At 41.0% G+C, this 25,002-nt stretch carries 21 protein-coding genes; 8 read left to right on the top strand and 13 right to left on the bottom strand.

Going from position 1 to position 25,002, the window contains the following annotated elements; all coding sequences use genetic code 11:
• Positions 1-5: 5 nt before the first annotated feature.
• Positions 6-2,522, bottom strand: a complete 2,517-nt coding sequence (locus PVK71_RS06055; protein WP_274418997.1) for a class I adenylate cyclase — start codon at positions 2,520-2,522, stop codon at positions 6-8.
• Positions 2,523-2,777: 255 nt separating this feature from the next.
• Here PVK71_RS06055 and hemC point away from each other — a divergent pair, with 255 nt between their 5' ends.
• Genes hemC through PVK71_RS06035 form a run of 4 tightly spaced genes read left to right on the top strand, consistent with a single transcriptional unit; the run spans position 2,778 to position 6,892 of the window.
• A complete protein-coding gene (hemC, locus tag PVK71_RS06050) occupies positions 2,778-3,713 on the top strand; it encodes a hydroxymethylbilane synthase (RefSeq protein WP_130046379.1) in 936 nt (311 codons plus the stop codon).
• A gap of 2 nt (positions 3,714-3,715) precedes the next feature.
• A complete protein-coding gene (locus PVK71_RS06045; RefSeq protein WP_274418996.1) occupies positions 3,716-4,486 on the top strand; it encodes a uroporphyrinogen-III synthase in 771 nt (256 codons plus the stop codon).
• Positions 4,473-5,711, top strand: a complete 1,239-nt coding sequence (locus PVK71_RS06040; protein ID WP_274418995.1) for a uroporphyrinogen-III C-methyltransferase — start codon at positions 4,473-4,475, stop codon at positions 5,709-5,711. Before PVK71_RS06045 ends, PVK71_RS06040 begins: the two co-directional genes overlap by 14 nt.
• Complete coding sequence (locus PVK71_RS06035) at positions 5,708-6,892, top strand: heme biosynthesis HemY N-terminal domain-containing protein (RefSeq protein ID WP_274418993.1); 1,185 nt, start codon at positions 5,708-5,710, stop codon at positions 6,890-6,892. Before PVK71_RS06040 ends, PVK71_RS06035 begins: the two co-directional genes overlap by 4 nt.
• A gap of 74 nt (positions 6,893-6,966) precedes the next feature.
• Here PVK71_RS06035 and fre read toward each other — a convergent pair whose 3' ends face one another.
• Positions 6,967-7,677: an NAD(P)H-flavin reductase gene (gene fre, locus PVK71_RS06030; RefSeq protein WP_274418992.1), complete on the bottom strand. Its 711-nt coding sequence runs from the start codon at positions 7,675-7,677 to the stop codon at positions 6,967-6,969.
• Between the two features lie 97 nt (positions 7,678-7,774).
• Entirely contained in the window at positions 7,775-8,038 is a 264-nt protein-coding gene (locus tag PVK71_RS06025) for a 2Fe-2S iron-sulfur cluster-binding protein (protein WP_130048021.1), read from the bottom strand.
• A gap of 189 nt (positions 8,039-8,227) precedes the next feature.
• On the opposite strand from PVK71_RS06025, the gene PVK71_RS06020 reads away from it, so the two are divergent.
• Complete coding sequence (locus tag PVK71_RS06020; protein ID WP_130048022.1) at positions 8,228-9,316, top strand: methyl-accepting chemotaxis protein; 1,089 nt, start codon at positions 8,228-8,230, stop codon at positions 9,314-9,316.
• A gap of 37 nt (positions 9,317-9,353) precedes the next feature.
• Here the strand turns inward: PVK71_RS06020 and ubiD are convergent, their stop codons facing one another.
• The 4 genes from ubiD to trxA form a co-directional block, all read right to left on the bottom strand.
• Entirely contained in the window at positions 9,354-11,207 is a 1,854-nt protein-coding gene (gene ubiD, locus PVK71_RS06015) for a 4-hydroxy-3-polyprenylbenzoate decarboxylase (protein ID WP_274418989.1), read from the bottom strand.
• A gap of 90 nt (positions 11,208-11,297) precedes the next feature.
• Positions 11,298-12,293, bottom strand: coding sequence for a hypothetical protein (locus tag PVK71_RS06010; RefSeq protein WP_130048024.1), 996 nt, complete (start codon positions 12,291-12,293; stop codon positions 11,298-11,300).
• Between the two features lie 159 nt (positions 12,294-12,452).
• Positions 12,453-13,712, bottom strand: a complete 1,260-nt coding sequence (gene rho / locus PVK71_RS06005) for a transcription termination factor Rho (protein WP_130048028.1) — start codon at positions 13,710-13,712, stop codon at positions 12,453-12,455.
• Positions 13,713-13,952: 240 nt separating this feature from the next.
• Positions 13,953-14,279, bottom strand: a complete 327-nt coding sequence (trxA, locus tag PVK71_RS06000) for a thioredoxin TrxA (protein WP_005416871.1) — start codon at positions 14,277-14,279, stop codon at positions 13,953-13,955.
• A 112-nt stretch (positions 14,280-14,391) separates the two neighbouring features.
• Between trxA and rhlB the strand changes: the two genes are divergently transcribed.
• Together rhlB and gppA are read left to right on the top strand one after the other, a co-directional pair.
• Entirely contained in the window at positions 14,392-15,696 is a 1,305-nt protein-coding gene (gene rhlB, locus PVK71_RS05995) for an ATP-dependent RNA helicase RhlB (protein ID WP_130046371.1), read from the top strand.
• 33 nt (positions 15,697-15,729) lie between these two features.
• Positions 15,730-17,226, top strand: coding sequence for a guanosine-5'-triphosphate,3'-diphosphate diphosphatase (gppA, locus tag PVK71_RS05990; protein WP_274418988.1), 1,497 nt, complete (start codon positions 15,730-15,732; stop codon positions 17,224-17,226).
• Between the two features lie 308 nt (positions 17,227-17,534).
• Here the strand turns inward: gppA and hemB are convergent, their stop codons facing one another.
• Positions 17,535-18,548, bottom strand: coding sequence for a porphobilinogen synthase (hemB, locus tag PVK71_RS05985; RefSeq protein WP_130046493.1), 1,014 nt, complete (start codon positions 18,546-18,548; stop codon positions 17,535-17,537).
• A gap of 135 nt (positions 18,549-18,683) precedes the next feature.
• Between hemB and PVK71_RS05980 the strand changes: the two genes are divergently transcribed.
• Positions 18,684-19,445, top strand: a complete 762-nt coding sequence (locus PVK71_RS05980) for a TatD family hydrolase (RefSeq protein WP_274418987.1) — start codon at positions 18,684-18,686, stop codon at positions 19,443-19,445.
• Positions 19,446-21,298: 1,853 nt separating this feature from the next.
• On the opposite strand, the gene tatC is transcribed toward PVK71_RS05980, so the two are convergent.
• Genes tatC through PVK71_RS05955 form a run of 5 tightly spaced genes read right to left on the bottom strand, consistent with a single transcriptional unit; the run spans position 21,299 to position 24,996 of the window.
• Positions 21,299-22,054, bottom strand: a complete 756-nt coding sequence (gene tatC, locus PVK71_RS05975) for a Sec-independent protein translocase subunit TatC (protein ID WP_130045804.1) — start codon at positions 22,052-22,054, stop codon at positions 21,299-21,301.
• A gap of 2 nt (positions 22,055-22,056) precedes the next feature.
• Positions 22,057-22,434 (bottom strand): Sec-independent protein translocase protein TatB, encoded by a 378-nt coding sequence (gene tatB / locus PVK71_RS05970; RefSeq protein ID WP_274418986.1) that lies wholly within the window; start codon positions 22,432-22,434, stop codon positions 22,057-22,059.
• 3 nt (positions 22,435-22,437) lie between these two features.
• Positions 22,438-22,689, bottom strand: coding sequence for a Sec-independent protein translocase subunit TatA (gene tatA, locus PVK71_RS05965; RefSeq protein ID WP_130048507.1), 252 nt, complete (start codon positions 22,687-22,689; stop codon positions 22,438-22,440).
• Positions 22,690-22,741: 52 nt separating this feature from the next.
• Complete coding sequence (gene ubiB, locus PVK71_RS05960) at positions 22,742-24,376, bottom strand: ubiquinone biosynthesis regulatory protein kinase UbiB (protein WP_274418985.1); 1,635 nt, start codon at positions 24,374-24,376, stop codon at positions 22,742-22,744.
• The gene (locus tag PVK71_RS05955; protein WP_151654955.1) at positions 24,373-24,996 is read right to left on the bottom strand and encodes a ubiquinone biosynthesis accessory factor UbiJ; all 624 of its coding nucleotides are present in this window, start codon (positions 24,994-24,996) and stop codon (positions 24,373-24,375) included. The genes ubiB and PVK71_RS05955 overlap by 4 nt, the downstream gene beginning before the upstream one ends.
• Between the last annotated feature and the right edge of the window lie 6 nt (positions 24,997-25,002).

Genomic DNA, 25,002 nt, shown 5'->3' with positions numbered 1-25,002 from the left:
AAAGCTTAGGCCTGTTTTGCCTTACATTGCTGCTGTCCACTACGGTAAGGTAAAATAGAGGTCTCTTGCTCACCATTAGAGACCACTTCATAAAACTGAGGTAAATTGAAGTTCACTTTATCTGGATTCGCTAAATCGACATTATTACGGCTTGAGGTGTAATAATGGTTAATGCTGTTTACCATGTCATCTTTACTGCCATAACATTGATGGTAAATCTCAACCTTATTCTCTTCATCTAAGACGTAGATATTAAAGCCTTCATCTTCACTATCATCAAAGAAGAACTGAATTAAGCCTTCACTTGCAAACGAATCCACTGCTTCTGGAATAACAATACCACTGCTATCGCCAAGAGGAATAGTCGTTGAACCAATCGCTTTATTGGTTGAAATACTCGAGTAGAATTGTACCGAATCTTCTAATTTCTGAATAGATACACCACGACGCTCAAAGAATAAGCCATACATGGTCGAGCCAATCTTTATGCCTTTAAAACGACGACGTTTTTCGTTATTTTCAACCGGTTTTAGACGCAGTTCGATACACTCAGCCAGCAATTGATAAATATTATTACGAATAATACCGCGCATCTGTTTGCTATAGCAGAAAACATCAACCGATTCGGGGCGTGTTGCGTCTTGGTGCATTTTACACAGTACGGTTTTAAGCGCATCTAGAATGGCGGTCTCACCACTAAAGTTAAGCGTTCTAACTTCATGCCATGAATTACGGTACACCAAGTCGACACTGCCGATCAGATTATTCTGCTCACTACCACAACTAAAAATATCCGCATCCGTCTGATTCATACGCTCAGGCTTCATCTTCAATGTTTCTGTTGGGTCATTTTCTAAATTAATAAAAATAGAAAGCTGGCGGACCTCACATGGACTACCTAACTCTTCTTTGGTTGGCTGTGGCATATGAACAGAAAAGGTATTTCTTAGATCACTCACCATTTGATAGAACTTATCAATGTTCAAATCAGCCTGACGAACAACCGCATCTAAACGCGTTGATTCGGTTAGTAAGCCATTAAAAAATGCCCATGCCACTAACTTACTCAAATATCGGTTATGTTCTAGGTGCTTCGCTCCCATTAATTCTTTTGCTATTAATGGTTTTTTATAAACATACCAACCCGCTTTATTAATACCGCCATCTTGCACTTCAACGAAGCTCAAATCTGCTTCATGCAAGTCTGGGGTAATTTGTGGGTTCAGCAAGGTCACCTTGCCTGGCAACTCTTCAAATGCCGCATACAGCTTACGAGCAAGAATACTAATATCTTCAGGGCTAATCGACGACGTTATATCATTATTACGCGCAAAACGGATCAAGTTACGATAACTTTGCATTAACGCTTCGAGTAAGTCGTTATGCGATTTTTTAACTTGTTCTACCTTCCATGTACGACGAGAATCAAGCTCAACAATCGTTGCTTGAGACCATCCCCACTGAGTCGTCAATTCTGTTAGCGCTTTACGACGCCATTCAACAGAGCCTTGCCCTTGACGACGAGACAGTTTCTCATGGGTTTTAAGGTAGAAACTACGGCGTACTAATTCTAAACGAGCCGGATCATTGGTTCGCTCAAGATAACGCGTCACTTTTTCTAGCATCAGATAATACGCATCCATACCGTAGAGATCAGGCTCATCGGCAAAGAATCGACGTTTACTATCAATGCTTAATAATTGAGTGTGTGGGTATTCCCAAGAATAGGCTTCTAATAAGATCGCTTTTAACACCGACTTAAACGGTGAATCGATACTTTTATAGAGTTGCCATAAGCTAGAGCCAAAATACTCTTCTGCAGGAATATGGTTTAAGCGGCCAAAATCAATCCACTGATCTCTTTTGATGATACCTTGGGAACATAATTGCTCAACATATTCATCATAGCTTTCTTCCATTTCTGGTGGAATAATTTGCCATAATAGTTGCTGTCCACCGAGACATACTGCCGTTCGATAGAATTCATCTAGCAATAATAAGTGCTGAGAAGAACCACAGTTATCGCCCGTCATCTCTTCTGAATAAGCTTCACGAAAGCGGCTTTGTTCCATTAAGAAAAAGTTTGCTTCAATGTAAAACTGCTCTGCCCACTCTGTTAGCGCATCACATTTTTGCTGCAATAATACTTTTTTCTCTGCGGGAAGATCTTCTGGAATACAGACCCATATATCAAGGTCACTGCCAATGGTTTGGCCAATAGAAGAGGTACTACCCATAGAATACAAACCAAGGATATTACCCTGATTAGAGGTAGATAAAGGATAACGAAGCGTCAGTTGAGCCATCCACTCACGCTGCTTCTTATTTGCATGAAACTGTTTAATACCACTAGGTGCACCTTCAATAAAACCCGGAAGCTCCGAGTGATTGAAATGCAACAATAATGGCAATTGATGGAAAATCTCTTGCCCGAGTGGTTTCATTAATGCCAGTGCACGCTCTATACGTTGTTCAGTAAGGCGTTGTTGTCTAGCAATTAAAGTTTCAATATAGGTTTGCAAATAGAAAGCCTAGCTCATCTTTGTCATCACTGATGACGGTTAATATTGAATATCATTTATTCAATACCGACTGTAAAACGTGATCAAGATAACACTTTTCATTATGCTCGTAAAGTTTACACGCTTACAACAATATGGGTGTCCATACCATTTCGGTGTCGTTTTTAACCTATAATCACACTGTTGTCATCCTGTATTTTCACCTCACCCTCAAGTAGTGGTAGGATAAGGTAATTATTTTGATCGGATACTACTATGTCACAGCAATTACCAGTTCGAATTGCCACTCGCAAAAGCCCTCTGGCTCTATGGCAAGCACACTTTGTTAAAGATGCACTGCAAACACTTCACCCAGGTTTGGAAGTAGAATTAGTTACAATGGTAACTAAAGGCGACATCATTCTTGATACGCCATTAGCAAAAGTAGGCGGAAAAGGATTATTCGTAAAAGAACTTGAAGTGGCTATGTTAGAAGGCCGTGCTGACCTTGCGGTTCACTCAATGAAAGATGTTCCTGTTGAGTTTCCTGAAGGCTTAGGCTTAGTGACGATTTGTGAGCGTGAAGACCCGCGTGATGCATTCGTCTCTAATACTTACAACTGTATTGAAGACTTACCATTGGGTTCTGTTGTTGGTACCTGTAGCTTACGTCGTCAATGTCAATTACAAGAAGCTCGCCCTGACTTAATCATTAAAGAACTACGTGGCAACGTAGGCACTCGTCTACAAAAATTAGATGACGGTAATTATGATGCGATCATTCTTGCGTGTGCAGGCCTTATCCGTCTTGGTCTAGAAGATAGAATCAAAAGCTCAATTGAACCAGAACAATCGTTACCTGCGGTTGGTCAAGGTGCAGTGGGTATTGAAACGCGTTTGGACGATACTCGCATTCGCGCTTTACTTGAACCACTAAACCACCCAGAAACCGCACATCGAGTGTTGTGTGAGCGTGCTATGAATAACCGCCTTGAAGGTGGCTGTCAGGTTCCTATCGGTAGCTACTCTCTTATCGATGGTGACCAAATTTGGTTACGTGCCTTAGTTGGTGAGCCAGATGGTTCTATCATGGTTCGTGGTGAAATTACAGGGCCGGTATCAGACGCAGAAGCATTGGGTACACAACTGGCAGAGCAGTTACTTAACGATGGCGCGAAAGATATTTTAGATCGCCTTTACGCTGACGCCTAACGATGACGATTTTGGTGACTCGCCCAGAGCAAGAGAGCCAAGCATTGTGTGATGCCCTTAATCAATTAGGGCATCCTGCTATTTCTCATCCTCTGTTAACCATTCACCCCGGTAAAGAACTCTCTCAACTCCCAGAACTTTTCTCACTACTTTCTGATGGGGATTTCCTTATTGCGGTCAGTCAGCACGCTGTCGAACACACTCAAGATTACTTGCAACACCATCAAATCGAGTGGAAAAAAGGGCTAAATTACCTTGCTGTTGGTCAAAAGAGCGCCCAACACCTCAGAACCTATATTTCAGATACAGTACACTTCCCAACACCGAGCGACAGTGAACATTTATTAGCGCTTCCAGTGCTAAACCGTGTGTCAGGTAAGAAAGTACTTATTTTACGAGGAAACGGGGGACGTGACCTAATTTATCAAGCACTTGAAGCTCTCGGAGCAGAAGTAAATTACTGTGAAGCTTATCAACGTAAAATGACGCCTTTTGATGGCAAACTCAACGCCAAAAAATGGCAATCACAAAATATCAATACCATAATTATTACCAGCGGAGAGCAACTGTCGTTTTTCACCTCTCAATTTGCTGGAACAGATTTAGATTGGGTACTGCACTGTCGATTGTTAGTGCCTAGCGAACGAATTAACCAACTTGGACAACAACTTGGTTATCAACATATTGAAACGGTTGGCGGAGCCTCTAATTCCGACTTGCTGCACTATATCAGTGAGCATCATCATGATGGGATTTCAAATGACAAAAAATAATAATAAACCACAGACTGCAGAAGAAGCAGAACTGGTTTCCTCTTCTCCTGCAATAGAAAAAGAACAGAAGAAAACAGAGCAAACACCACCACAATCAACGACAAAAACAGACGCATCTGTTGATAAAAAAAGTCGTCGCCTAGGCACTGTTGCTATTATTATCTCTATCCTGTTGAGTGGCGGAACCTTCTTGGCATCTCAACAACAAACAACACAACAGCAAATTAAAATCGCTCAGCTTGAACAACAACTCAAGGCAGCTGATAGCACTTTTGATGCAAAACTGGTCACCGCAGAGCAGCGTATTACCGATAAAGCAGACGAAATCGTTCGTAAAGCAACAGTATTAATGCAACAGCAAGATAAAAGCATTGCGAGCCTACAATTGGCGATTGCTGATGTGCAAGGTCGTCGCCCGAATGACTGGCTACTTGCTGAAGCCGATTACTTAGTAAAAATGGCTGGTCGTAAACTGTGGCTTGAACATGATGTGGTGAGCGCTACCCGCTTGATGGAAAATGCCGACCAACGAATCTCTGCACTAAACGACCCAAGCTTAACCCCTCTACGCCGTGCAATGGCTAATGACATTGCGACATTAAAAGCCATTCCTCTTATTGACCGTGATGGGTTAGTTCTTAAACTGAATAGCCTTGAACAACAGATTAATCAATTACCATTAGCCAGTGCGATTCTTCCTGAAGCCAATGCGATTGAGAAAAAAGAAGTGTCAACCAATATCAATGATTGGCAATCGAACCTAATGCAATCACTGGATGACTTCGCAGGACACTTTATTACTTATCGTGTGCGTGAAGGCAATGTCATCCCATTACTAAGTCCTGAGCAACACTTCTACCTAACAGAAAACATTAAAGGTAAATTGCTACTGGCTTCAAAAGCGTTATATCGAGAGCAAAGTGAAGTGTACGCAACCGCTTTAGAAAGTGCGAAATTATGGTCTTCACAATATTTCCAACAAGATGACCCAGCAGTAAAAAGCTTTATGGCTCAGTTGGATTCCTTAGCAAAATTCAAAGTCGATGTGCGCTATCCACAAAAGCTTAAAACTCAAGCGCTACTGTCTGATTTCATCTCTGAGCGCCTACGTCGTAACGTCCAATCCATTGGCGAAACGCAAGTAAAAACAGAGTCAGCAAAGAAAGCTCTTGCTCCTGAAAAGAAAGCTAACGTAGAAAACACCACAGAAGGAGATAAATCATGATCCGATTACTTCTTCTGGCCATTGTCTTAGTCGGTGGATTAATCGTAGGGACGACATTTGCCGACCAACAAGGTTATGTGCTTATTTCTGTGGCTGATACTACGATTGAAATGAGCCTAACCACATTGGTTATCTTTATTGCAGCCTTGATCGCAGGGTTATTTTTATTAGAAATACTGGTAAAACGCATTCTTTCTGTTGGTAATTTTACTCGCGGTTGGTTCAGTGCTCGTCACTTACGTAAAGCGCGTTACAACACCTTTAAAGGTATGATCAAACTGCATGAGGGGGAATGGAAAGAAGCGGAACGTCTAATCACTAAAGGTGGTCGCCACAACGACTTTCCATTATTGAATTACCTTGCAGCAGCAGAAGCCGCTCAGGGTCGTCAACAAATAGAGCTGCGTGATCGCTACCTACAACTGGCTTCTGAACAATCAGACAGTACACTAGCGGTAGCGCTAACAAGTGCGAAATTACAAATGCGTGAAGAAGAGTATGAACGCGCCCTTGCTACTCTTCAGTCAGTCAAAGTCGATTACCCACGTAATCCTGTTTTGCTTGAGCTACTTAAAGAGTGTTATTTGGCACTTAATGAATGGCAAGCCCTAAAGAACATCATTCATCCTTTAACTAAGGCGAATCTTATTTCGGAACAGCAAGCGTTAGAACTGGAAGAGAAAGCGGAATGTGGATTGATGGCCTTTATTGCTTCAAACAAAGGCACAGCAGGCTTATTAGAGCATTGGAATACGTTGCCTAAGAAACTGAAAAAACACGTTCCTGTTTTAATCTGCTTAATCAAACAATTACACGAGCGTAAAGCAGACTCTGAAGCTTATATTATCCTGCGTGATAACTTGAAGAAACGTGCGGATGATCGCCTAGTCGCACTCTTACCTACGTTGAATCTGGCTGATTATCATCCTGCAACCGTATTACTAGAAAACATGGCCAATTACGACGTTCGTAACCCTGTTATTCAAAGTACGCTTGGCCAGCTATATATGCGCACAGAAAAATGGCAGCCCGCACGCGACCACTTTGAAGCGGCATTAGAGGTGCGTGAAGATATGTCTGATTACGCCTACCTTGCACGAGTGCTAGATAAGCAAAACCGTAAACAAGCAGCAGCGGACTTATCTCGTAAAGCACTGACTATGGTTGATGATACAGAGTAATACAAAAGTAATTTATACCCATAAAAAATGCCACTATTACAGTGGCATTTTTATTTGTATTAACTAAAGCTAAATTAGATAAAAGCGAACGCATCACCAAATAACTGTTCTTTCTTCGCTTGTTTTTCTGTGGTGAATTGCTCACGCGCAGCACCGGCCATCTCAAAACGACCTGCAATGTAGATATCCATCTCAGCTAAAGAGTTAAAATCTTCTTTTACCGCTTCAAGTACATTACCCGTTTTACCTGCCCAGCCTTCAGCTTTCTCGACAACAGGTACAAAGGTAATGTGCTCATGCGCTGCAGCAATGGTTTCAATTTCTGCTTTTGCGTATAGCTGACATTCATCACGGCCACCCCAGTATAGGAAAATTGGTTTTTGAATGTTTTGGCTAATACTGTGGTCTAAAATCGAACGCACGTAACTAAAACCGGTACCACCTGCGATTAACAGCATTGAGCGCTCACTGTCTTCACGGATCCACGCTTCACCATGAGGGGCATCAATTTGAATATCACTGCCGTTTTCTAATGCAGCTTTCATTGATTCAACCACTTCACCTGCATAAGCATTGTGCTCTGCGGCACCAATGTGTAGTTCAATTTCACCTTCATGACGACACGGACTGCTCGCGATTGAGAATGGGCGCTTGTCTTTCTCTCCCATCACTACCATGAGGTATTGGCCTGCTTTGAATTCTACTGGTTGTTCTGGGTGAAGTAATATTTGAAAAGTATTACAAGCCAATGGCTTGATAGACTTTACTTTGCAATTGATTGGCATGACTTTCCTTTTTCAGCTGATACCTACTTAACATGGTATTTATACGCTGTCATTATTATGTGTATTGAGCATTAAGCTCTAATTATACGGGGAGGATTTATTCTAACAACAGCACTAAATCACTTTTTGCTGTTGCCTGACACGCAAATACCCACCCTTCTTGTTGTTCTTTGTCGGTTAGAAGTGGTTCTAAATCGTATTCGATTTCTCCTTCTAACTTTTTACATAGACACATAGCACATGCACCTACCTGGCATCGATTTGGGTAGTTTATCCCCGCCTCTAATGCTGCATCTAAGATGGTCTGTCCTTCTTCGATGCTGAATTCTTTTTGTTGTGGTAATAATACTATTCTGTTCATTAAACGTTAACCCCAAAGGAGAATATAGTTACTTTCTAAAAGCTAATAAAAAATCATTACAAAACCGTTTTCATTTCGTGATATTTACTATAGAAATTAATAGTGAAATAAAATAGGATCTTTTTATATATTATTAGTATGCAAATACTATTATTTATTCCCTATTAAATTAACATACGGTTACATTATATGTTTACCTTTAGTTTCAAAAAAAAACAGACCTCTGAACCTACTTCAGACCATCAGTTCAATATTATTCAAACAAATATCACCGAAAAAGATAATGAAATAAAAGAACTTAAATCTTCTGAATCTTCGTTATACAACGACTTGAAAAATCAAAATGAATTTATTTCTCAACTTTTATTTTCAATTGAACCTATTGATAGAATTAGAACTAATATTGCCACTGCAGCAGAAAACTTAAACGCTCACCTATCTCAACATATTACCGAAAATCGAGATGGTATTAATATTTTAAATGAATTTCGACAAATATTAATATCACTTTCATCTCAAATAAAAATTAATAATGACTTACTTAATACTTTAAAAATAAATTCAGAAGACATAACCAAGTTTATTGTCACGATCAATAATGTTTCAGACCAAACCAATTTATTAGCACTAAATGCAGCTATTGAAGCAGCAAGAGCTGGTGAACACGGTCGCGGGTTCTCTGTCGTTGCTAATGAAGTCCGTCAGTTAGCACGAAGTGCCAATGAAGCCGCCAAGCAAATTGAAAATGTCGTTCATGAAATCAATAAAAATACTCTCACTTGTCATCAAAACTCAACACTTATCGAGAAGCAATGTGAGTCTTTAGATCGAAAAGTAATAACACTTATCGATATTATTACAAATTTAATGACTAATACTGAACAACTCTACAATCTAGCAGATGAAAGTTATACTTCAATTTTCTTACGTCTTGTTCAACTTGATCATGTCGTTTGGAAAGTTAATGTTTATAAAAAGATTCAAAATAACGATCTAAATAAGATAGATACTCCTAACCATCATCAATGCCGCCTTGGCCAGTGGTATGACACAGGAAGAGGTAAAGCGCTTTTTTCTCATTGTGAGTCTTATAAACAACTCCTCACACCTCATGCTAGAGTTCATAATTTTGGGCAAAAGGCTTTACAAGCCTACGCAGAGCACAATGATATTCAGGGAATGGAATATATAAAAGAGATGGAAAATGCGGCAAACGATGTTATCCATATTTTAAATGCATTAGAAGCTGAAATAATCCAAGTAAAACAAAAAAGATAAATCTAAAAATAAAGCAGCCATATTAGACTGCTTTATTTTATATAAATCGATCGAGTATTCCCATCTGATCCCAAATAGCATCAATTTTAGCGACGACTTCTGGGTCTTTCTTGATTGGTGTTCCCCACTCACGAAGACATTCACCTTCCCATTTATTGGTCGCATCTAACCCCATTTTTGAGTGTCTGTGACCATCTTGCAAAAAGAGCGTATCTCTTGCTGGGTCCATTCGAGTGGTTACAGCCCAAATAATGTCGTTCCAATCACTCACATTGACATCGTCATCACATACGATAACAAATTTGTTCTCTTCAAATTGAGACCAAATGGCATCCATGATTTTCTTAGCACTGCCTGCAGCCTGTTTATTGATGGATACAACCACCATACTGGCATTGTCATTCTGCAAATGAATTTCAATAATCTCAGGGCACATTTTTGTTATTTCAGCGATACAGCCTTCAATCTGCTCACTGCTTGTGAATGAACATTCCACGTTTGGTGATAATGCTAATTCTGCATCCCATTTTTTGGTGATATCTAAGCCCATCTTTGAGCCCAAACCCGCTACTGGTGAAGCAAAATCTAGTGAATCTATAGGAGTGTTCTCTATCATCAAGCTATCACGCGATGGGTCCATATGCTGAGACATTGCTGCAGTCACTTGTGACCAATCTCGAGCATTCACATCCTCATCACACACTAATACAAATTTGGTGTACATGAACTGACGCAAGAACGACCACACGCCCATCATCACGCGTTTGGCATGACCCGGATATTGTTTCTTCATCGTCACTACCGCCATGCGGTACGAACACCCTTCTGGTGGCAGATAAAAATCAATAATTTCAGGAAATTGCTTTTGTAAGATCGGCACAAACACTTCATTTAATGCCACACCTAATACCGCGGGTTCATCAGGTGGACGACCCGTATATGTACTGTGATAGATAGGCTCTTTACGCATGGTAATGTGCGTTACGGTAAATACATGATGTTTTTCAACTTCGTTATAGTAACCGGTATGATCACCATAAGGGCCTTCATCGGCAAATTCTGTTGGGTCGATATAGCCTTCAAGTACAATTTCAGCACTGGCTGGGACTTCTAAATCGTTACTAATCGACTTAGTAATTTCAGTTCGACTACCACGCAGAAGACCTGCAAATGCGTATTCAGATAAGGTATCAGGGATAGGCGTTACCGCGCCAAGAATGGTGGCAGGATCGGCACCAAATGCAACAGAGACAGGGAAAGGTTCACCTGGATTCGTTTCCATCCAGTCACGCAAATCAAGCGCACCACCGCGGTGAGCAAGCCAACGCATGATAACTTTGTTTTTACTCAGTTTCTGTTGACGATAAATACCCAGATTCTGACGTTTCTTATTTGGGCCTTTAGTGATGGTTAAACCCCAAGTTAATAGCGGTGCGACATCATCTGCCCAACAACTCATTACGGGGATTTTATCTAAATCGACCTCATCACCTTGCCAAACAATCTGTTGGCAATTGGCCTTGCGAATATTCTTGGTTGGCATATTCAATACTTGTTTGAATACTGGCAGTTTATCTAAAGCATCTTTAAAACCCTTTGGTGGCTCTGGCTCTTTTAGATACGCTAATAATTTTCCCACTTCACGCAGCTCAAGAACGTCCTTACGACCCATACCAATCGCAACACGTTCAGCAGTACCAAATAAGTTCGTTAATACAGGAATATCGTAACCGGTAGGATTTTCGAATAGCAATGCTGGACCACCCGCTCGTAAAGTACGATCGCTGATCTCTGTCATTTCATAATGCGGGTCAATGGGGTGTGAAATGCGTTTTAACTGTCCGATCTGTTCTAAGTGATCGAGAAAATCACGTAAATCCTTATATTTCATCGCTATCTACTGTCGTGAAGTTTGAATAGATTATACCCAACCCAATTCAAACTCACACTCTCTATTTACTTTTGCCAATCAAGCTCGTGATTAGCGTTGCGATAACGCTAATCTTACGTGTTGCTTGCGAACTTTATTGCGTGTTGTTGACAGGCTTTCTAACCACGATGTATGGCCATAATTAGCAAGATGCATTGCCACTGCACCGCCGTCTTGAATATGATCAATTTTGGCTAATAAAAACTGTTGAACATCTTGAGGAAGAGGATGCAACTGAGCTAATGAAGCAAAAGCATTCTGTTTTAAAGATGGGTTATTGGTTGCTGACATTAATTGCTGAGTCGCAAATGGATCGGGAGCGATACTAGATAAACGCTCAAGCTCTGCAATACTGTGTTGATCGGTACGCATTTTCCATAAGATTTTATACACATCACTGCTTTGAGACAATTGAGCAAGGCGCACCATTACCTCAGTCGTTGGTAACCAAACAGACAAAGGATCATCGATAATTTGTGATACAAGATAATCTAGCGCTTCAGGGGTTAAGCTATCCAATTCAGCTAAGACAATCGATTGACGAACACGAACCTCATGAGGCTCACCCACTAGCCATTCAGACAACACCAAACGTCTCTCTTCAGCGGCAAGAATAAAATCTAATACCTGTTGGTCTTTTTTCATTTGGTTTAGAACACGCGAAGCTATACTAGAATAATCAAACGCTAACTTAGTCACCACATACCCATTACCTTGATCTTTAATGGTATAAGTTGGATGAATAGCCAATTGTTCTTTCAGCCAAATGGTCCCCTTAGGGCTTAATATCAGATTTTTTTGTTCTATTTGCTGTATCAACATGAAGCGAACGGCTTCTTGCTGTGGCATAGAGAGACGATTAAGAGAAAAGTTGAGTGTGATGATATCGCCATCAATCAAATATTGATGCAGTTCATCGACCTTCTTATTGAGCAGCTGATCAACCAGCAAGCTATTGATGAAGCTTGGTTGAACATCAGATGCCGAGACCTGACTCGTCAGCAAACTTGCAGAGAGGAGGATCGATGCTAACAGTCCTTGTCGCATATGTTACTCCTTGATATAAACTAAGTTGATATTCCTTATCAAGCTTAGTACAAATGATAATGCCGTTAAATTAACAAAAACTCAACAAAAAACGCTACCTAAATAGGCAGCGTTTCATTATTTATTGACCTTGGTACCAATGATTGAGTTAAGTATCAATTATTGACGACGCATCGCATCAAAGAATTCGTCATTAGTCTTCGTCATTGATAACTTATCAATTAGGAATTCCATTGCGTCAGTCTCGCCCATTGGGTGAACAATCTTACGCAAGATCCACATTTTCTGTAGCTCATCCGGCTTAGTTAATAACTCTTCACGACGAGTACCTGAACGGTTGAAATCAATCGCTGGGAATACACGTTTTTCCGCAATCTTACGGTTTAAGTGTAATTCCATGTTACCTGTACCTTTAAACTCTTCATAGATAACTTCATCCATTTTAGAGCCAGTATCAACAAGTGCTGTTGCGATGATAGTTAAGCTACCACCTTCTTCAACGTTACGTGCCGCACCGAAGAAACGCTTAGGACGGTGAAGTGCGTTAGCATCCACACCACCAGTAAGAACTTTACCAGATGATGGGATTACGGTGTTGTATGCACGAGCTAGACGAGTAATAGAGTCAAGTAAGATAACCACGTCTTTCTTATGCTCAACAAGACGTTTTGCTTTCTCGATAACCATCTCAGCAACTTGTACGTGACGAGACGCAGGCTCATCAAACGTAGACGCAACTACTTCACCTTTAACTAGGCGTTGCATCTCAGTTACTTCTTCTGGACGTTCGTCGATAAGTAGAACCATCAACTCACACTCAGGGTGGTTATGCGCAATACTTTGAGCAATGTTTTGAAGCAACATTGTTTTACCCGCTTTTGGCGGAGCAACAATCAGACCACGTTGGCCACGGCCAATTGGTGATGCTAAATCAAGAACACGCGCTGTAATGTCTTCTGTTGAACCATTACCACGCTCCATGCGTAAACGATCATTCGCATGTAAAGGAGTAAGGTTTTCAAAAAGGATTTTGTTACGAGCATTATCAGGACGATCATGGTTAACTGCGTTTACTTTAAGAAGTGCAAAGTAACGTTCGCCATCTTTCGGTGGACGAATCTTTCCAGAAATCGTGTCACCAGTACGCAAGTTAAAGCGACGAATTTGGCTTGGAGACACATAAATGTCATCCGGACCAGCCAAATAAGAACAATCTGCTGAACGAAGGAAACCAAAGCCATCTTGAAGAATCTCAAGAACCCCATCTCCAAAGATGTCTTCACCGCTTTTCGCATGTTGCTTAAGGATGGAGAAGATGATGTCTTGTTTTCTTAGACGAGCTAGGTTTTCTAGGCCTAATGATTCGCCAAGAGCAACAAGATCCGATACAGGTCGGTTTTTAAGTTCAGTAAGATTCATAGTGGTAGGTAGTTGTTTAGTCAAAATCAGATTCTGTCTTTAGTTGATTTAAGAATGGATGACCTTCGAGCTCGGTCAAGAAATGAAATCGTATGAATTACGCGCGATAAATTATCACTTATTCGCTTTTTAGTCTAGGGGATTCCCCTTAATTTCTGAGCTTAGCTTAGCTCAGATAAAACAAAACCGCACATAATTTCTCATTATATGCGGTTCTATCTGCTTTAATGCTGTCCTATATTACAGGTTTGCATCAAGAAACTCTTTAAGTTGAGTCTTAGAAAGAGCACCCACTTTCGTTGCAGCTACGCCGCCATCTTTGAAAAGAAGCAGTGTTGGAATACCGCGAATACCAAACTTTGGTGGTGTTCCTGCATTCTGATCGATATTTAATTTACCAATCGTTAATTTGCCTTCGTACTCGTCAGCAATTTCGTCCAAAATAGGAGCAATCATTTTACAAGGACCACACCATTCCGCCCAGAAATCTACTAATACTGGGCCTGCAGCATTGATCACACTTTCTTCAAAACCGCCATCTGTAAGCTGCAAAATTTTGTCGCTCATCGTCAACTCCAACGTTAAATTTAAAGGCTGATTTGATGATAACCAGCAAATTGATTCTCTATTTGAATGGAATCCGTTTCGTATTGCAAGCTTTAACTGATATTCTATAGCAATGAAAAAGACGCACATCACAGAGCAAAACTTTGCCGACCTAGGTTTACAGCCTCAGGTTATCGACGGTTTGAATGCAAAAGGGTTCATTAAATGTACTCCTATTCAAGCTAAGGCATTGCCGGTACTGCTCGCCGGCCAAGACATTGCAGGCCAAGCCCAAACGGGTACAGGTAAGACGCTAGCGTTCCTTACTGCTACTTTTAATCACCTATTAACGACACCTGCTCCTGAAGGTCGTAAAATTACGCAACCGCGTGCCATTATCATGGCTCCGACACGTGAATTAGCGATTCAAATCTTCAATGATGCAGAGTCACTGATCGCAAGTACGGGTCTAAAAGCCGCGTTAGCTTACGGTGGCGAACGTTACGAAAAACAACAGCAAGTGATTGAGCAAGGCGTTGATATTTTGATCGGTACTACCGGTCGTATCATCGACTTCTACAAGCAAGGTCACATTGACTTTAAGATGATCCAAGTGGTTGTTCTTGATGAAGCCGATCGTATGTTCGATCTTGGTTTTATTAAAGATATTCGCTTCATCTTCCGTCGTATGCCTGCGCCAACAGAGCGCTTGAACATGCTGTTCTCTGCTACGCTATCTTACCGTGTACAAGAGCTTGCTTTTGAACACATGCAAGAGCCAGAGCACGTTGTTGTTGAGCCAGAGCAAAAAACAGGTCATCGCATCAAGGAAGAGCTTTTCTATCCTTCAAATGATCACAAAATGGCATTACTTCAAACTCTTATTGAAGAAGAGTGGCCAGATCGCGCGATAATCTTTGCAAACACTAAGCACAAGTGTGAATCAGTTTGGGGCCACCTTGCTGCTGACAAACACCGCGTTGGTCTTCTAACGGGTGACGTTCCACAGAAAAAACGTGAGCGCATTTTAGAAGAGTTTACTAAAGGTGATGTTGATATCTTAGTAGCTACTGATGTCGCTGCTCGTGGTCTTCACATTCCACAAGTAACGCATGTATTTAACTTTGATTTACCAAACGAAGCAGAAGATTATGTTCACCGTATTGGCCGTACTGGTCGTGCTGGTGCAAGTGGTAACTCTATTAGCTTCGCATGTGAAGAATACGCAATTAACCTTCCAGCAATCGAAGAGTATATTGAGCATTCAATTCCACAATCTGATTACGACGCTTCAGCATTGCTTGAAGATTTACCTGCGCCACTACGTCTTCAACGTCGTCCGCAGCAAAATCGTCGTAACGGCAACAATAATGGTCAACGTCAAGGCGGAAATCGCAAATACTCTCGCCCACGTCAACCTCGTAGCCCTCAAGTATAATCTGAGTTCTACGGAAAAAATTAAAAGGATTTTATGAAAAGTTCAACAATATCACCTATGTATGCCGCCATTGATTTAGGCTCCAATAGCTTCCATATGCTTGTTGTGCGTCATATAAATGGTAGTGTGCAAACCATGGCCAAAATTAAACGTAAAGTTCGTTTGGCTTCGGGATTAGATGAAAACTACACACTCAGCCATGAAGCTATGCAGCGTGGGTGGGATTGTTTGAGCTTATTTGCAGAACGCCTGCAAGACATTCCTGTAGAAAACATTCGCATTGTCGGAACCGCTGCATTGCGCGTCGCGACCAATGTGGATGTCTTCTTAGAAAAAGCCAATCAAATCTTAGGTCATGACATTAATGTGATCGAAGGCGAAGAAGAAGCTCGTATGATTTACCAAGGAGTTGCGCACACTTCAGGTGGTAATGGTCGTCGTTTAGTTGTTGATATCGGCGGAGCAAGTACAGAGTTAATTATTGGCGATGGCTTTGAAGCACAAGCACTCACAAGCTTAAAAATGGGCTGTGTAACTTGGTTAGAAGGCTATTTTAAAGATCGTGCATTAACGAAAAGTAACTTTGATGCGGCCATTGCTGGCGCAAAAGAGACGCTAGCTCCTATCCTAACTCAGTATACCAACCTTGGTTGGCAAACTTGTGTAGGGGTAAGTGGTACGGTCCAAGCATTGCAAGAAATTATGTTGGCGCAAGGCATGGATGAGGTGATTACCTTGGCCAAGCTAAAGCGCCTTCAAAAACAAGCAATGCAATATGAACACCTAGAAGAATTAGATATCGATGGATTGACTCTTGAGAGAGCACTCGTGTTCCCGAGCGGTTTATCCATCCTTATTGCTATTTTTGAATTATTAGACATCGATTCTATGACGTTAGCTGGCGGCGCTTTGCGTGAAGGTCTGTGCTACGGCATGATCGATGAATTGCAGCACGACGAAGTGTGTCAACGTACGATTAAAAGCGTTCAACAACGCTATCAACTAGATGTTGATTACGCACAACAAGTGACAGACTTATCTACCCAACTCGTTCAACAGTGTGGTGATAACTGGCTTGTTGAACCTCAAGCATTACCTTTACTAACGGCTGCAACTCAGCTGCATGAAATTGGTATGTGTATTGATTATAAAAAAGGTGGAGAGCACTCTGCCTATTTAATCAATGCCCTTGATTTACCGGGGTTTACCCGCGCTCAAAAACATTTACTTGGCGAACTATTACGCCGTTACCGTGAATCATTTTCAGCAATGCCAACCCAACATGCTGTTTCAGATACCTCAGCGCAACGTATGTTACGTATACTTCGTTTAGCACTGATATTAACGCATCGTCGCGATGTAAATTTAGCACCTGCTGTAACCTTGTCTGAAAACGACGATGTTCTATCGCTATCTATCGATGCCACTTGGTTAGCGGCGAATCCTCTAACAAGAGCTGAACTAGAGATTGAAGCGGATAAGCAGACCAATATTGGTTGGGATTTGGTTATCGACGCTAAAAGCGAATAAGAGCCTATACGCTGCGCTGGCTAGGGACTAGAACGCTTCGCTTCTATAAGAGCAAGTGCAGAGTTCAGATCGCTTCGCTTGCAGAATTCAGAGGCGATTGCTGCTAGATTTTTAAATCAATTTAGCTACCAGCCTATTGTTAAAAGGTAAAAAAAAATAAAGCATGATGATTAACTAAAATCATCATGCTTTTTTATTTCTTAGACAAAAGTTAACAGCACTAAATTCTGAACTCTGCAAGGGAGCTTGCGACCGATCTGAATTCTGCTCTTATCGTTTCTAGTTAGCGCAGCGTATAGTCTCTAGATCTATTTCTCTTCCGCCAACCACTCAGCTACATCTTTCGCAAAGTAAGTTAGGATGCCATCCGCACCAGCACGCTTAAAGCACAGTAGCGATTCCATTACCGTATCGCGCTCACTCAACCAACCATTCATAATAGCGGCTTTGTGCATCGCGTATTCACCCGATACTTGATAAGCGAAAGTAGGTACTTGAAGCTCAGTTTTCACACGACGAACGATGTCTAAGTAAGGCATACCTGGTTTAACCATCACCATGTCCGCACCTTCATTGATGTCCATTGCAACTTCATGAATTGCTTCATCACTATTTGCTGGGTCCATCTGGTAATTCTTTTTATTACCACCTTTTAGGTTTGATGAAGAACCAACAGCATCACGGAACGGGCCGTAATAACAAGACGCGTATTTTGCAGAGTACGCCATGATTTGTGTATGAACATGACCGGCTTTTTCTAGTGCTTTACGGATCTCACCAATACGACCATCCATCATGTCAGACGGAGCCACCACATCAGCACCCGCTTCTGCGTGTGATAACGCCTGCTTAATCAGAACTTCTGTCGTTACGTCATTCATTACGTAACCATCTTCATCGATGATGCCATCTTGACCGTGAGTGGTGAATGGGTCTAAAGCCACATCCGTAATCACACCAAGATCCGGCACATGCTCTTTTAGGGCTTTAACTGTACGCTGAACTAAACCTTCAGGGTTGTAAGCCTCAGCAGCACAAAGACTCTTCGCATCTTGTGAAACCACAGGGAAAAGTGCAATCGCAGGAATACCTAAATCATAAAGACGTTGTGCTTCTTCAAGCAGTAAATCAATTGATAAGCGCTCAACACCCGGCATTGACTCTACAGATTCACGACGATCTTTACCCATAAGAACAAACATTGGGTAGATCAAATCATTCACTGTTACTTGGTTTTCAGCCATTAAACGACGGCTAAATTCATGTTTACGCATACGGCGCATACGGCGGTTTGGAAACGCACCTAGAATGGATACAGACACACTGTGCTCCTTTTGTATTTATGATGCGATCAATATATACCCATCGCCTTTTGAATCCAAATTTTCTTAGGGATCTGATTTTTACAATTAACTTGGTATGATAGAAAACATAACTTGAATAAAAGATCCTTAATTATGATTGATACCCATGCTCACATATATGCGAAAGAATTTGATGAAGACCGAGATTTGGTTGTTCAACGTGCCTTATCACAAGGTATCGATCAGATCTTATTGCCTAACATTGATTTAGAATCTATCGAACCAATGTTAAAAACCGAAGCTGCCTACCCTGATATTTGTCGCTCAATGATGGGATTACACCCTTGCTATGTAAATGCTGATGTTAAGCAAACCCTAGCAACAATCCACTCTTGGTTTGAGAAACATAACTTCATTGCGGTAGGTGAAATAGGTATTGACCTATACTGGGACAAAACCTTTAAAGCTGAACAAGAGATGGCTTTTATCACCCAACTAAACTGGGCAAAAGAGATGAAGTTGCCTGTTGTTATCCATACTCGTGATTCTATTGAAGAAACATTAACCCTGCTTAAGCAAGAGCAAGATGGCTCATTATCAGGCACTTTCCACTGCTTTGGAGGCTCAGTTGATGAAGCCAAAGCGATCAATGATTTAGGCTTTCACCTTGGTTTAGGCGGTGTTTCTACCTTTAAGAATGGTGGTATGGATAAAATAATTCCTCATCTGAATATGGATTACTTAATTCTAGAGACCGATTGCCCATATTTAGCACCGGTACCTCATCGTGGTAAGCGTAATGAACCAGCCTATACACAATTAGTTGCTCAACGTGTGGCGGATTTGCGTGAGATAAGTTTGGCGGATGTGGATTCGATTACGACGACGAATGCGAAAAGACTTTTTGGGATTTAAGAGCAAAAAAACGGTTTCAGGTTTCAGGTTTCAGGAAGAATCTATACGCTGCGCTAACTAGAGGCTAGACCGCTTCACTTCTATAAGAGAAAAAGCTGATTCTTTACCGCTGCTATTCCAACCTCACAACACTCGATCTTATAGTATCTAGTTAGCGCAGCGTATAGGCTTTACTTTGCCCCAAATAAGAAAAACCCCGCTAGACTCTCATCTAACGGGGTTATAACTTTACTCGCAGCAATCCGGCTACTAATGGTGCTCCATGCATCAAATCCTTGATAGTATACTGATTCCTTCAGTGCATTCCTTTCTCGCTATCCTAGCGGTGTCCTTGATCTTATCCTGATCCGTTAACAGTCCGTAGTTAACTCTCTTCACTTGTTCCTTGAGCGGTGTCCCTTACATCATCCTGATGTACAGTCCATTTACCTCAATCCTAGAGGTGTCCATTGTCTTTCCTTAGTAGTAACCATCCTAGTTACTATTGCGTCCATTCAATGTCCATTTCGCTATCCATGCCGATTACTAATCCTAAGTAACCGAGTGCCTCATCCTGAAGCGTACCAAATCCTTGGCTAGTTCCTGTTCCGTGTCAGCATCCTTCCGACACCAATAAGATTACGCTTTTCATTATTTTCAGCAATAGACTAAATTCAAACTTTTGCAAAAAGAAATATCGCCCTTTTGCTTAAATATAGAAAACAAATAACTATCAATAAGTTAAATGTGAGGTAGTTATATTTACCCATGAATAAAGCGAAAATTCGCACTTGCTTGTGAGAGATCTCGCACACGGGTAATGGATTTTTAGTAAATAGGTTTCAGGTTTCAGGAAAAGACTATACGCTGCGCTAACTAGAGGCTAGAACGCTTCGCTTCATATAAGAGAAAAAGTTGATTCTTTAACGCTGTTATTCCAACGTCACAACACTCGCTCTTATAGTATCTAGTTAGCGTAGCGTATAGTTTCTAGCTAGTATAAATAAACTCATCACACATACCCCTGAAACCTTTAAGGGAGCTTGCGACCGATCTGAACCCTGCATTTTTACTTTACCCCAAACAAGAAAAACCCCGCTAGACTCTCGTCTAACGGGGTTATAACTTTACTCGCAGCAATCCGGCTACTAATGGTGCTCCATGCATCAAATCCTTGATAGTATACTGATTCCTTCAGTGCATTCCTTTCTCGCTATCCTAGCGGTGTCCTTGATCTTATCCTGATCCGTTAACAGTCCGTAGTTAACTCTCTTCGCTTTTTCCTTGAGCGGTGTCCCTTACATCATCCTGATGTGCAGTCCATTTACCTCAATCCTAGAGGTGTCCATTGTCTTTCCTTAGTAGCAACCATCCTAGTTACTATTGCGTCCATTCAATGTCCATTGCGCTATCCGTGCCGATTACTAATCCTAAGTAACCGAGTGCCTCATCCTGAAGCGTACCAAATCCGTGGCTAGTTCCTGTTCCGTGTCAGCATCCTTCCGACACCATTAAGATTACGCTTTTCGATTATTTCAGCAATAGACTAATTACGAATATTTGCAAAAAAATTATCTGTTATTTCACCATGAAATATAAATCATTATTTATCAGTGCGTTACAAAGGCACAGGTAATATAATCTACAAATAAAGTGCAAAATCCTACTCATTTGTAAGAGATCTCGCACAAGAGAGTTCTACTTTGTCTCTTCTTTGTATTCTAATGCTAAAGTTTAATAGTGATCATGATCACTTTATAGCAACCTGGATAAATAGGTGATCAGAAAATTGCGTAGGAAAAATTAATTAGAGCGAGGCATAAAAAAAGCGCTGACTTCGTATCAGCGCTTTAATATAGATTCTTAATCAAGCATTACGCTTCATCTTTTTCCATATCATCTTCATTCTCTTCTCTTACGTAAAAACGTGAGAAGAACAAACCAATTTCAAACAGAATACACATAGGTACTGCAAGCAAGGTTTGAGAGATAATATCTGGTGGCGTCAGCATCATACCAACAACAAAAGCACCCACTACAATGTATGGTCGCTTTTCTCTGAGTATTTCAGGCGTTGTTGCTCCTGTCCAGCACAGTAAGATAATGGCAACAGGTACTTCAAATGCAATACCAAAAGCCATAAATAGCGCTAAGACAAAATCAAGATAACTGGCGATATCCGTTGCTACTTGAACCCCTTCAGGTGCAATTGTGGTAAAGAAACCAAACACCAAAGGAAAGACAACAAAGTAAGCAAAAGAAACACCGGCGTAAAACAATAAAGAGCTTGAGAACAGTAATGGCATGACAAGTTTTTTCTCATGCTTATACAGTCCTGGAGCCACAAATGCCCACACCTGATAAAGAATCATAGGTACAGCAACAAATACCGATGCCACCAAAGTCAGCTTTATAGGCGTGAAAAAAGGTGATGCGACATCAGTTGCTATCATCGTTGCGCCCGCTGGTAATCTTTCTACCAAGGGTGCAGATAAGAACTCATAAATGTCGTTAGCAAACCAAACTAGACCTAAAAATACTACTATGACAGCAATTAATGCCTTTAATAGACGATTTCTTAGCTCTAACAGATGAGTTAACAACGGTTGAGAGTGTTCAGCTGATGACATAATTACTCTGCTTTTGTTTTAGAAGTTGAATCAGATGTCACCGAAGTTTCCGTATCCACTTTTGGAGTGTCTGCTTTCTCTTCTGGTTTTGCATATGGACGAGTGACATCGGCTGCCGCTTGTTTTAACTCTTCCACTGATTTTTTAAGATCAGGGGCTAAGTCTTCCATATTCATCTGTTCTGCTTTACGCAAATTTTCTTGTAGCTCTTGTATTTTCAACTCTTGAGACAGCTCATCTTTGACGTTATTCGCCATGCTTTTTGCCGCACTCACAAATTGAACAACCGAGCGGATTGCTTTTGGCAAACGCTCAGGTCCCAATACAACGAGCCCAACAACAGAGATCAGTATCAGTTCCCAAAAACCGATATCAAACACGTGTTATGCCTGCTCTTTGTCGTTTTGCTTTTGTTTTTCTACTGTTTCTGCTTCTTTTTTCTCTAAGTTTTGAGGAGCAACAAAGTCTGCGTCTTTTTTCGCATCTTTTGCTGTGTCTTCATCGCTTATTGCTTTTTTAAAGCCTTTAACTGCAGAACCCAAATCACTGCCTACACCGCGTAATTTCTTCGTACCAAATAGTAGAATAATGATTACTGCAATAATAAGAAGTTGCCAAATACTAATACCACCCATGCTTATTTCCTCAGCGTGTTAGGGGTTAAAAAATTGCTAAATAGAGTAACGTTTATTGACGATATGCTCGCCAGCTTAATAGCCAAAACGTGACCCCTGTAGCAGCACTAATTGATGCTAACGCAGTAATGTTACTGGTTAATAACACCGCAGAACAAATCAGCAGAGTTGCGCCAACATTAAATAGGAATTTACCTTTTGCTTGTTGCCGCTTACTTTGACGATACCCTGCGTAGAGTTTATCCATTCGCTGATTGAGAACTTTGCCCTGGCGCAAACTGTCATAAACTAAATCAGGTAGTTCAGGTAGTTTTTCTGCCCAGAATGGCGCTTTCTCAGTCAAAGCAGTTATAAAAGCTGCCGGTCCAATCTGTTTTGCCATCCACGTTTCTAAAAACGGTTTGGCGGTTGCCCATAGATCGAGTTGAGGATAAAGCTGTCGCCCCAATCCTTCTACGTACAATAATGTTTTTTGCAATAATACCAGTTGTGGCTGCACTTCCATATTAAAGCGACGTGCGGTATTAAATAAGTTCAATAGCACATGACCAAAAGAGATTTCCCCTAATGGCTTGGCAAAAATTGGCTCACACACCATGCGGATCGCAAACTCAAATTCTTCGACATTAGTGTCTGCCGGAACCCAACCTGAATCAACATGCAATTGTGCGACTTTACGATAATCGCTATTAAAGAAACCCAATAGATTTTCAGCTAAATAGCGCTTATCTTCTTTATTGAGTGTTCCAACAATACCACAGTCCAATCCAATCCATTGTGGATTATCTGGATTATCTGGATTAACGAAAACATTGCCAGGGTGCATATCGGCATGAAAGAAACTGTCACGGAATACTTGAGTAAAGAAAACCGATACACCACGCTCAGCTAATAGCTTCATGTTAGTGCCATTTCTTTCTAACTGGGCAATGTCTGATACTTGAATACCATAAATACGCTCAGACACCATTAAATGTTCAGAGCTTAAATCTAAAATGACTTCTGGTACATACAGCTCTTCGCTACCTTCGAAGTTTCGGCGTAGCTGCATTGCATTGCTAGCCTCTCTTCTTAAGTCTAGTTCATCCACTAGGGTTTTTTCGTATTCCTCAATGACTTCAACCGGCTTTAAACGGCGCGCTTCAGGAATATGTTGTTCAACTAACCTTGCCATGCGATACATTAAACGAATATCGGCTTCTATCACAGGGCGAATATCAGGGCGAATTACTTTCAGAACAATCTCACGACCAGACTCTTTAAGTTTGGCAGTATGAACCTGTGCAATCGAAGCAGAAGCCAATGGGATTATATCGAAATCAGTGAACCAATTTTCTAATGGCCCACCTAATGATATTTCCATTTGGTCTTTTGCTAATTGACCATCAAATGGAGCGACCTGATCTTGTAATAATGCCAACTGGTCTGCTAAATGCGGAGGAAAGAGATCACGACGAGTCGACATCATTTGACCGAACTTAATCCAAACAGGACCCAGTTCTTGCAACGCTAAACGTAAGCGTTCCCCCAGTGGTATTTCTGGATGCTTATTTTTAATCCAAAAAAGGCCACGACGTAAACGCTTTGGTAGTTGAGTTAACGCATGATCAGGCAGCAGTTCATCCAAGCCATACTCAAGTTGAACCTTGGTAATATGATATAGGCGTTTTAACTCTGATGGCGTCATGCGCGCTCCATTGGATTATTGGTTAATAATCGCGTTAAACGTTCATCTAACTTTGCGAGTTGATTTTCAACATCAGAGACTTGGTCACAGAAGTGTGCAATTTCTAATGGTGCTGGTGCGATTTTCCACTCTTCCGTTAATACTTCTGCTGCATGACGTGTTTGACGAGTAATTTGTTTTTTTACCCAACACGCACTGCCTTTCACGCCACTTACTAACGTATGAGCAACAATATCTCCTGTGTATTGAGATAACTTCTCTTCTACATCAGGTTTTAACTCTTCAAGTAACCCTGAAAATTGCTGGGCAAGTTTTAAATCACCTTCTAATACCAACTTATCTTGTTTGATAAGTTGAGTGATATTGTTTTGGTTACGCAATTGCGGCAAAACAGAAAGATTTAAAGCAAGATAGCAATCCGCTTGGCCTTCAAATTGAGAAAGAATATCAACTTGTAGATGACTAAAGACAAAGAAAAGATCCTTATTCACTTCATTTAAATGAACATGAATAATTTTGCCTTTTAAGCGCAATAAAGCAGCTTTACTATCTGGTGATTCTTTTAACAGTGTATTTAACCCTGTTTCCATCACGCCTGTTACAAACGGTTCTAATGGCATTGGTTT

It is taken from the genome of Aliivibrio sp. S4MY1 (assembly GCF_028765545.1).
Taxonomy (GTDB): Bacteria; Pseudomonadota; Gammaproteobacteria; order Enterobacterales; family Vibrionaceae; genus Aliivibrio.
Note: the sequence above shows the minus strand (reverse complement) of the source record. Positions and strands in the feature narration are given on the sequence as shown.

Coding starts and splice junctions, on each gene's coding strand:
- hemC (WP_130046379.1), top strand. CDS start 2,778: ATGTCACAGCAATTACCAGTTCGAATTGCCACTCGCAAAAGCCCTCTG.
- PVK71_RS06045 (WP_274418996.1), top strand. CDS start 3,716: ATGACGATTTTGGTGACTCGCCCAGAGCAAGAGAGCCAAGCATTGTGT.
- PVK71_RS06040 (WP_274418995.1), top strand. CDS start 4,473: ATGACAAAAAATAATAATAAACCACAGACTGCAGAAGAAGCAGAACTG.
- PVK71_RS06035 (WP_274418993.1), top strand. CDS start 5,708: ATGATCCGATTACTTCTTCTGGCCATTGTCTTAGTCGGTGGATTAATC.
- fre (WP_274418992.1), bottom strand. CDS start 7,677: ATGCCAATCAATTGCAAAGTAAAGTCTATCAAGCCATTGGCTTGTAAT.
- PVK71_RS06025 (WP_130048021.1), bottom strand. CDS start 8,038: ATGAACAGAATAGTATTATTACCACAACAAAAAGAATTCAGCATCGAA.
- PVK71_RS06020 (WP_130048022.1), top strand. CDS start 8,228: ATGTTTACCTTTAGTTTCAAAAAAAAACAGACCTCTGAACCTACTTCA.
- ubiD (WP_274418989.1), bottom strand. CDS start 11,207: ATGAAATATAAGGATTTACGTGATTTTCTCGATCACTTAGAACAGATC.
- PVK71_RS06010 (WP_130048024.1), bottom strand. CDS start 12,293: ATGCGACAAGGACTGTTAGCATCGATCCTCCTCTCTGCAAGTTTGCTG.
- rho (WP_130048028.1), bottom strand. CDS start 13,712: ATGAATCTTACTGAACTTAAAAACCGACCTGTATCGGATCTTGTTGCT.
- trxA (WP_005416871.1), bottom strand. CDS start 14,279: ATGAGCGACAAAATTTTGCAGCTTACAGATGGCGGTTTTGAAGAAAGT.
- rhlB (WP_130046371.1), top strand. CDS start 14,392: ATGAAAAAGACGCACATCACAGAGCAAAACTTTGCCGACCTAGGTTTA.
- gppA (WP_274418988.1), top strand. CDS start 15,730: ATGAAAAGTTCAACAATATCACCTATGTATGCCGCCATTGATTTAGGC.
- PVK71_RS05980 (WP_274418987.1), top strand. CDS start 18,684: ATGATTGATACCCATGCTCACATATATGCGAAAGAATTTGATGAAGAC.
- tatC (WP_130045804.1), bottom strand. CDS start 22,054: ATGTCATCAGCTGAACACTCTCAACCGTTGTTAACTCATCTGTTAGAG.
- tatA (WP_130048507.1), bottom strand. CDS start 22,689: ATGGGTGGTATTAGTATTTGGCAACTTCTTATTATTGCAGTAATCATT.
- ubiB (WP_274418985.1), bottom strand. CDS start 24,376: ATGACGCCATCAGAGTTAAAACGCCTATATCATATTACCAAGGTTCAA.
- PVK71_RS05955 (WP_151654955.1), bottom strand. CDS start 24,996: ATGCCATTAGAACCGTTTGTAACAGGCGTGATGGAAACAGGGTTAAAT.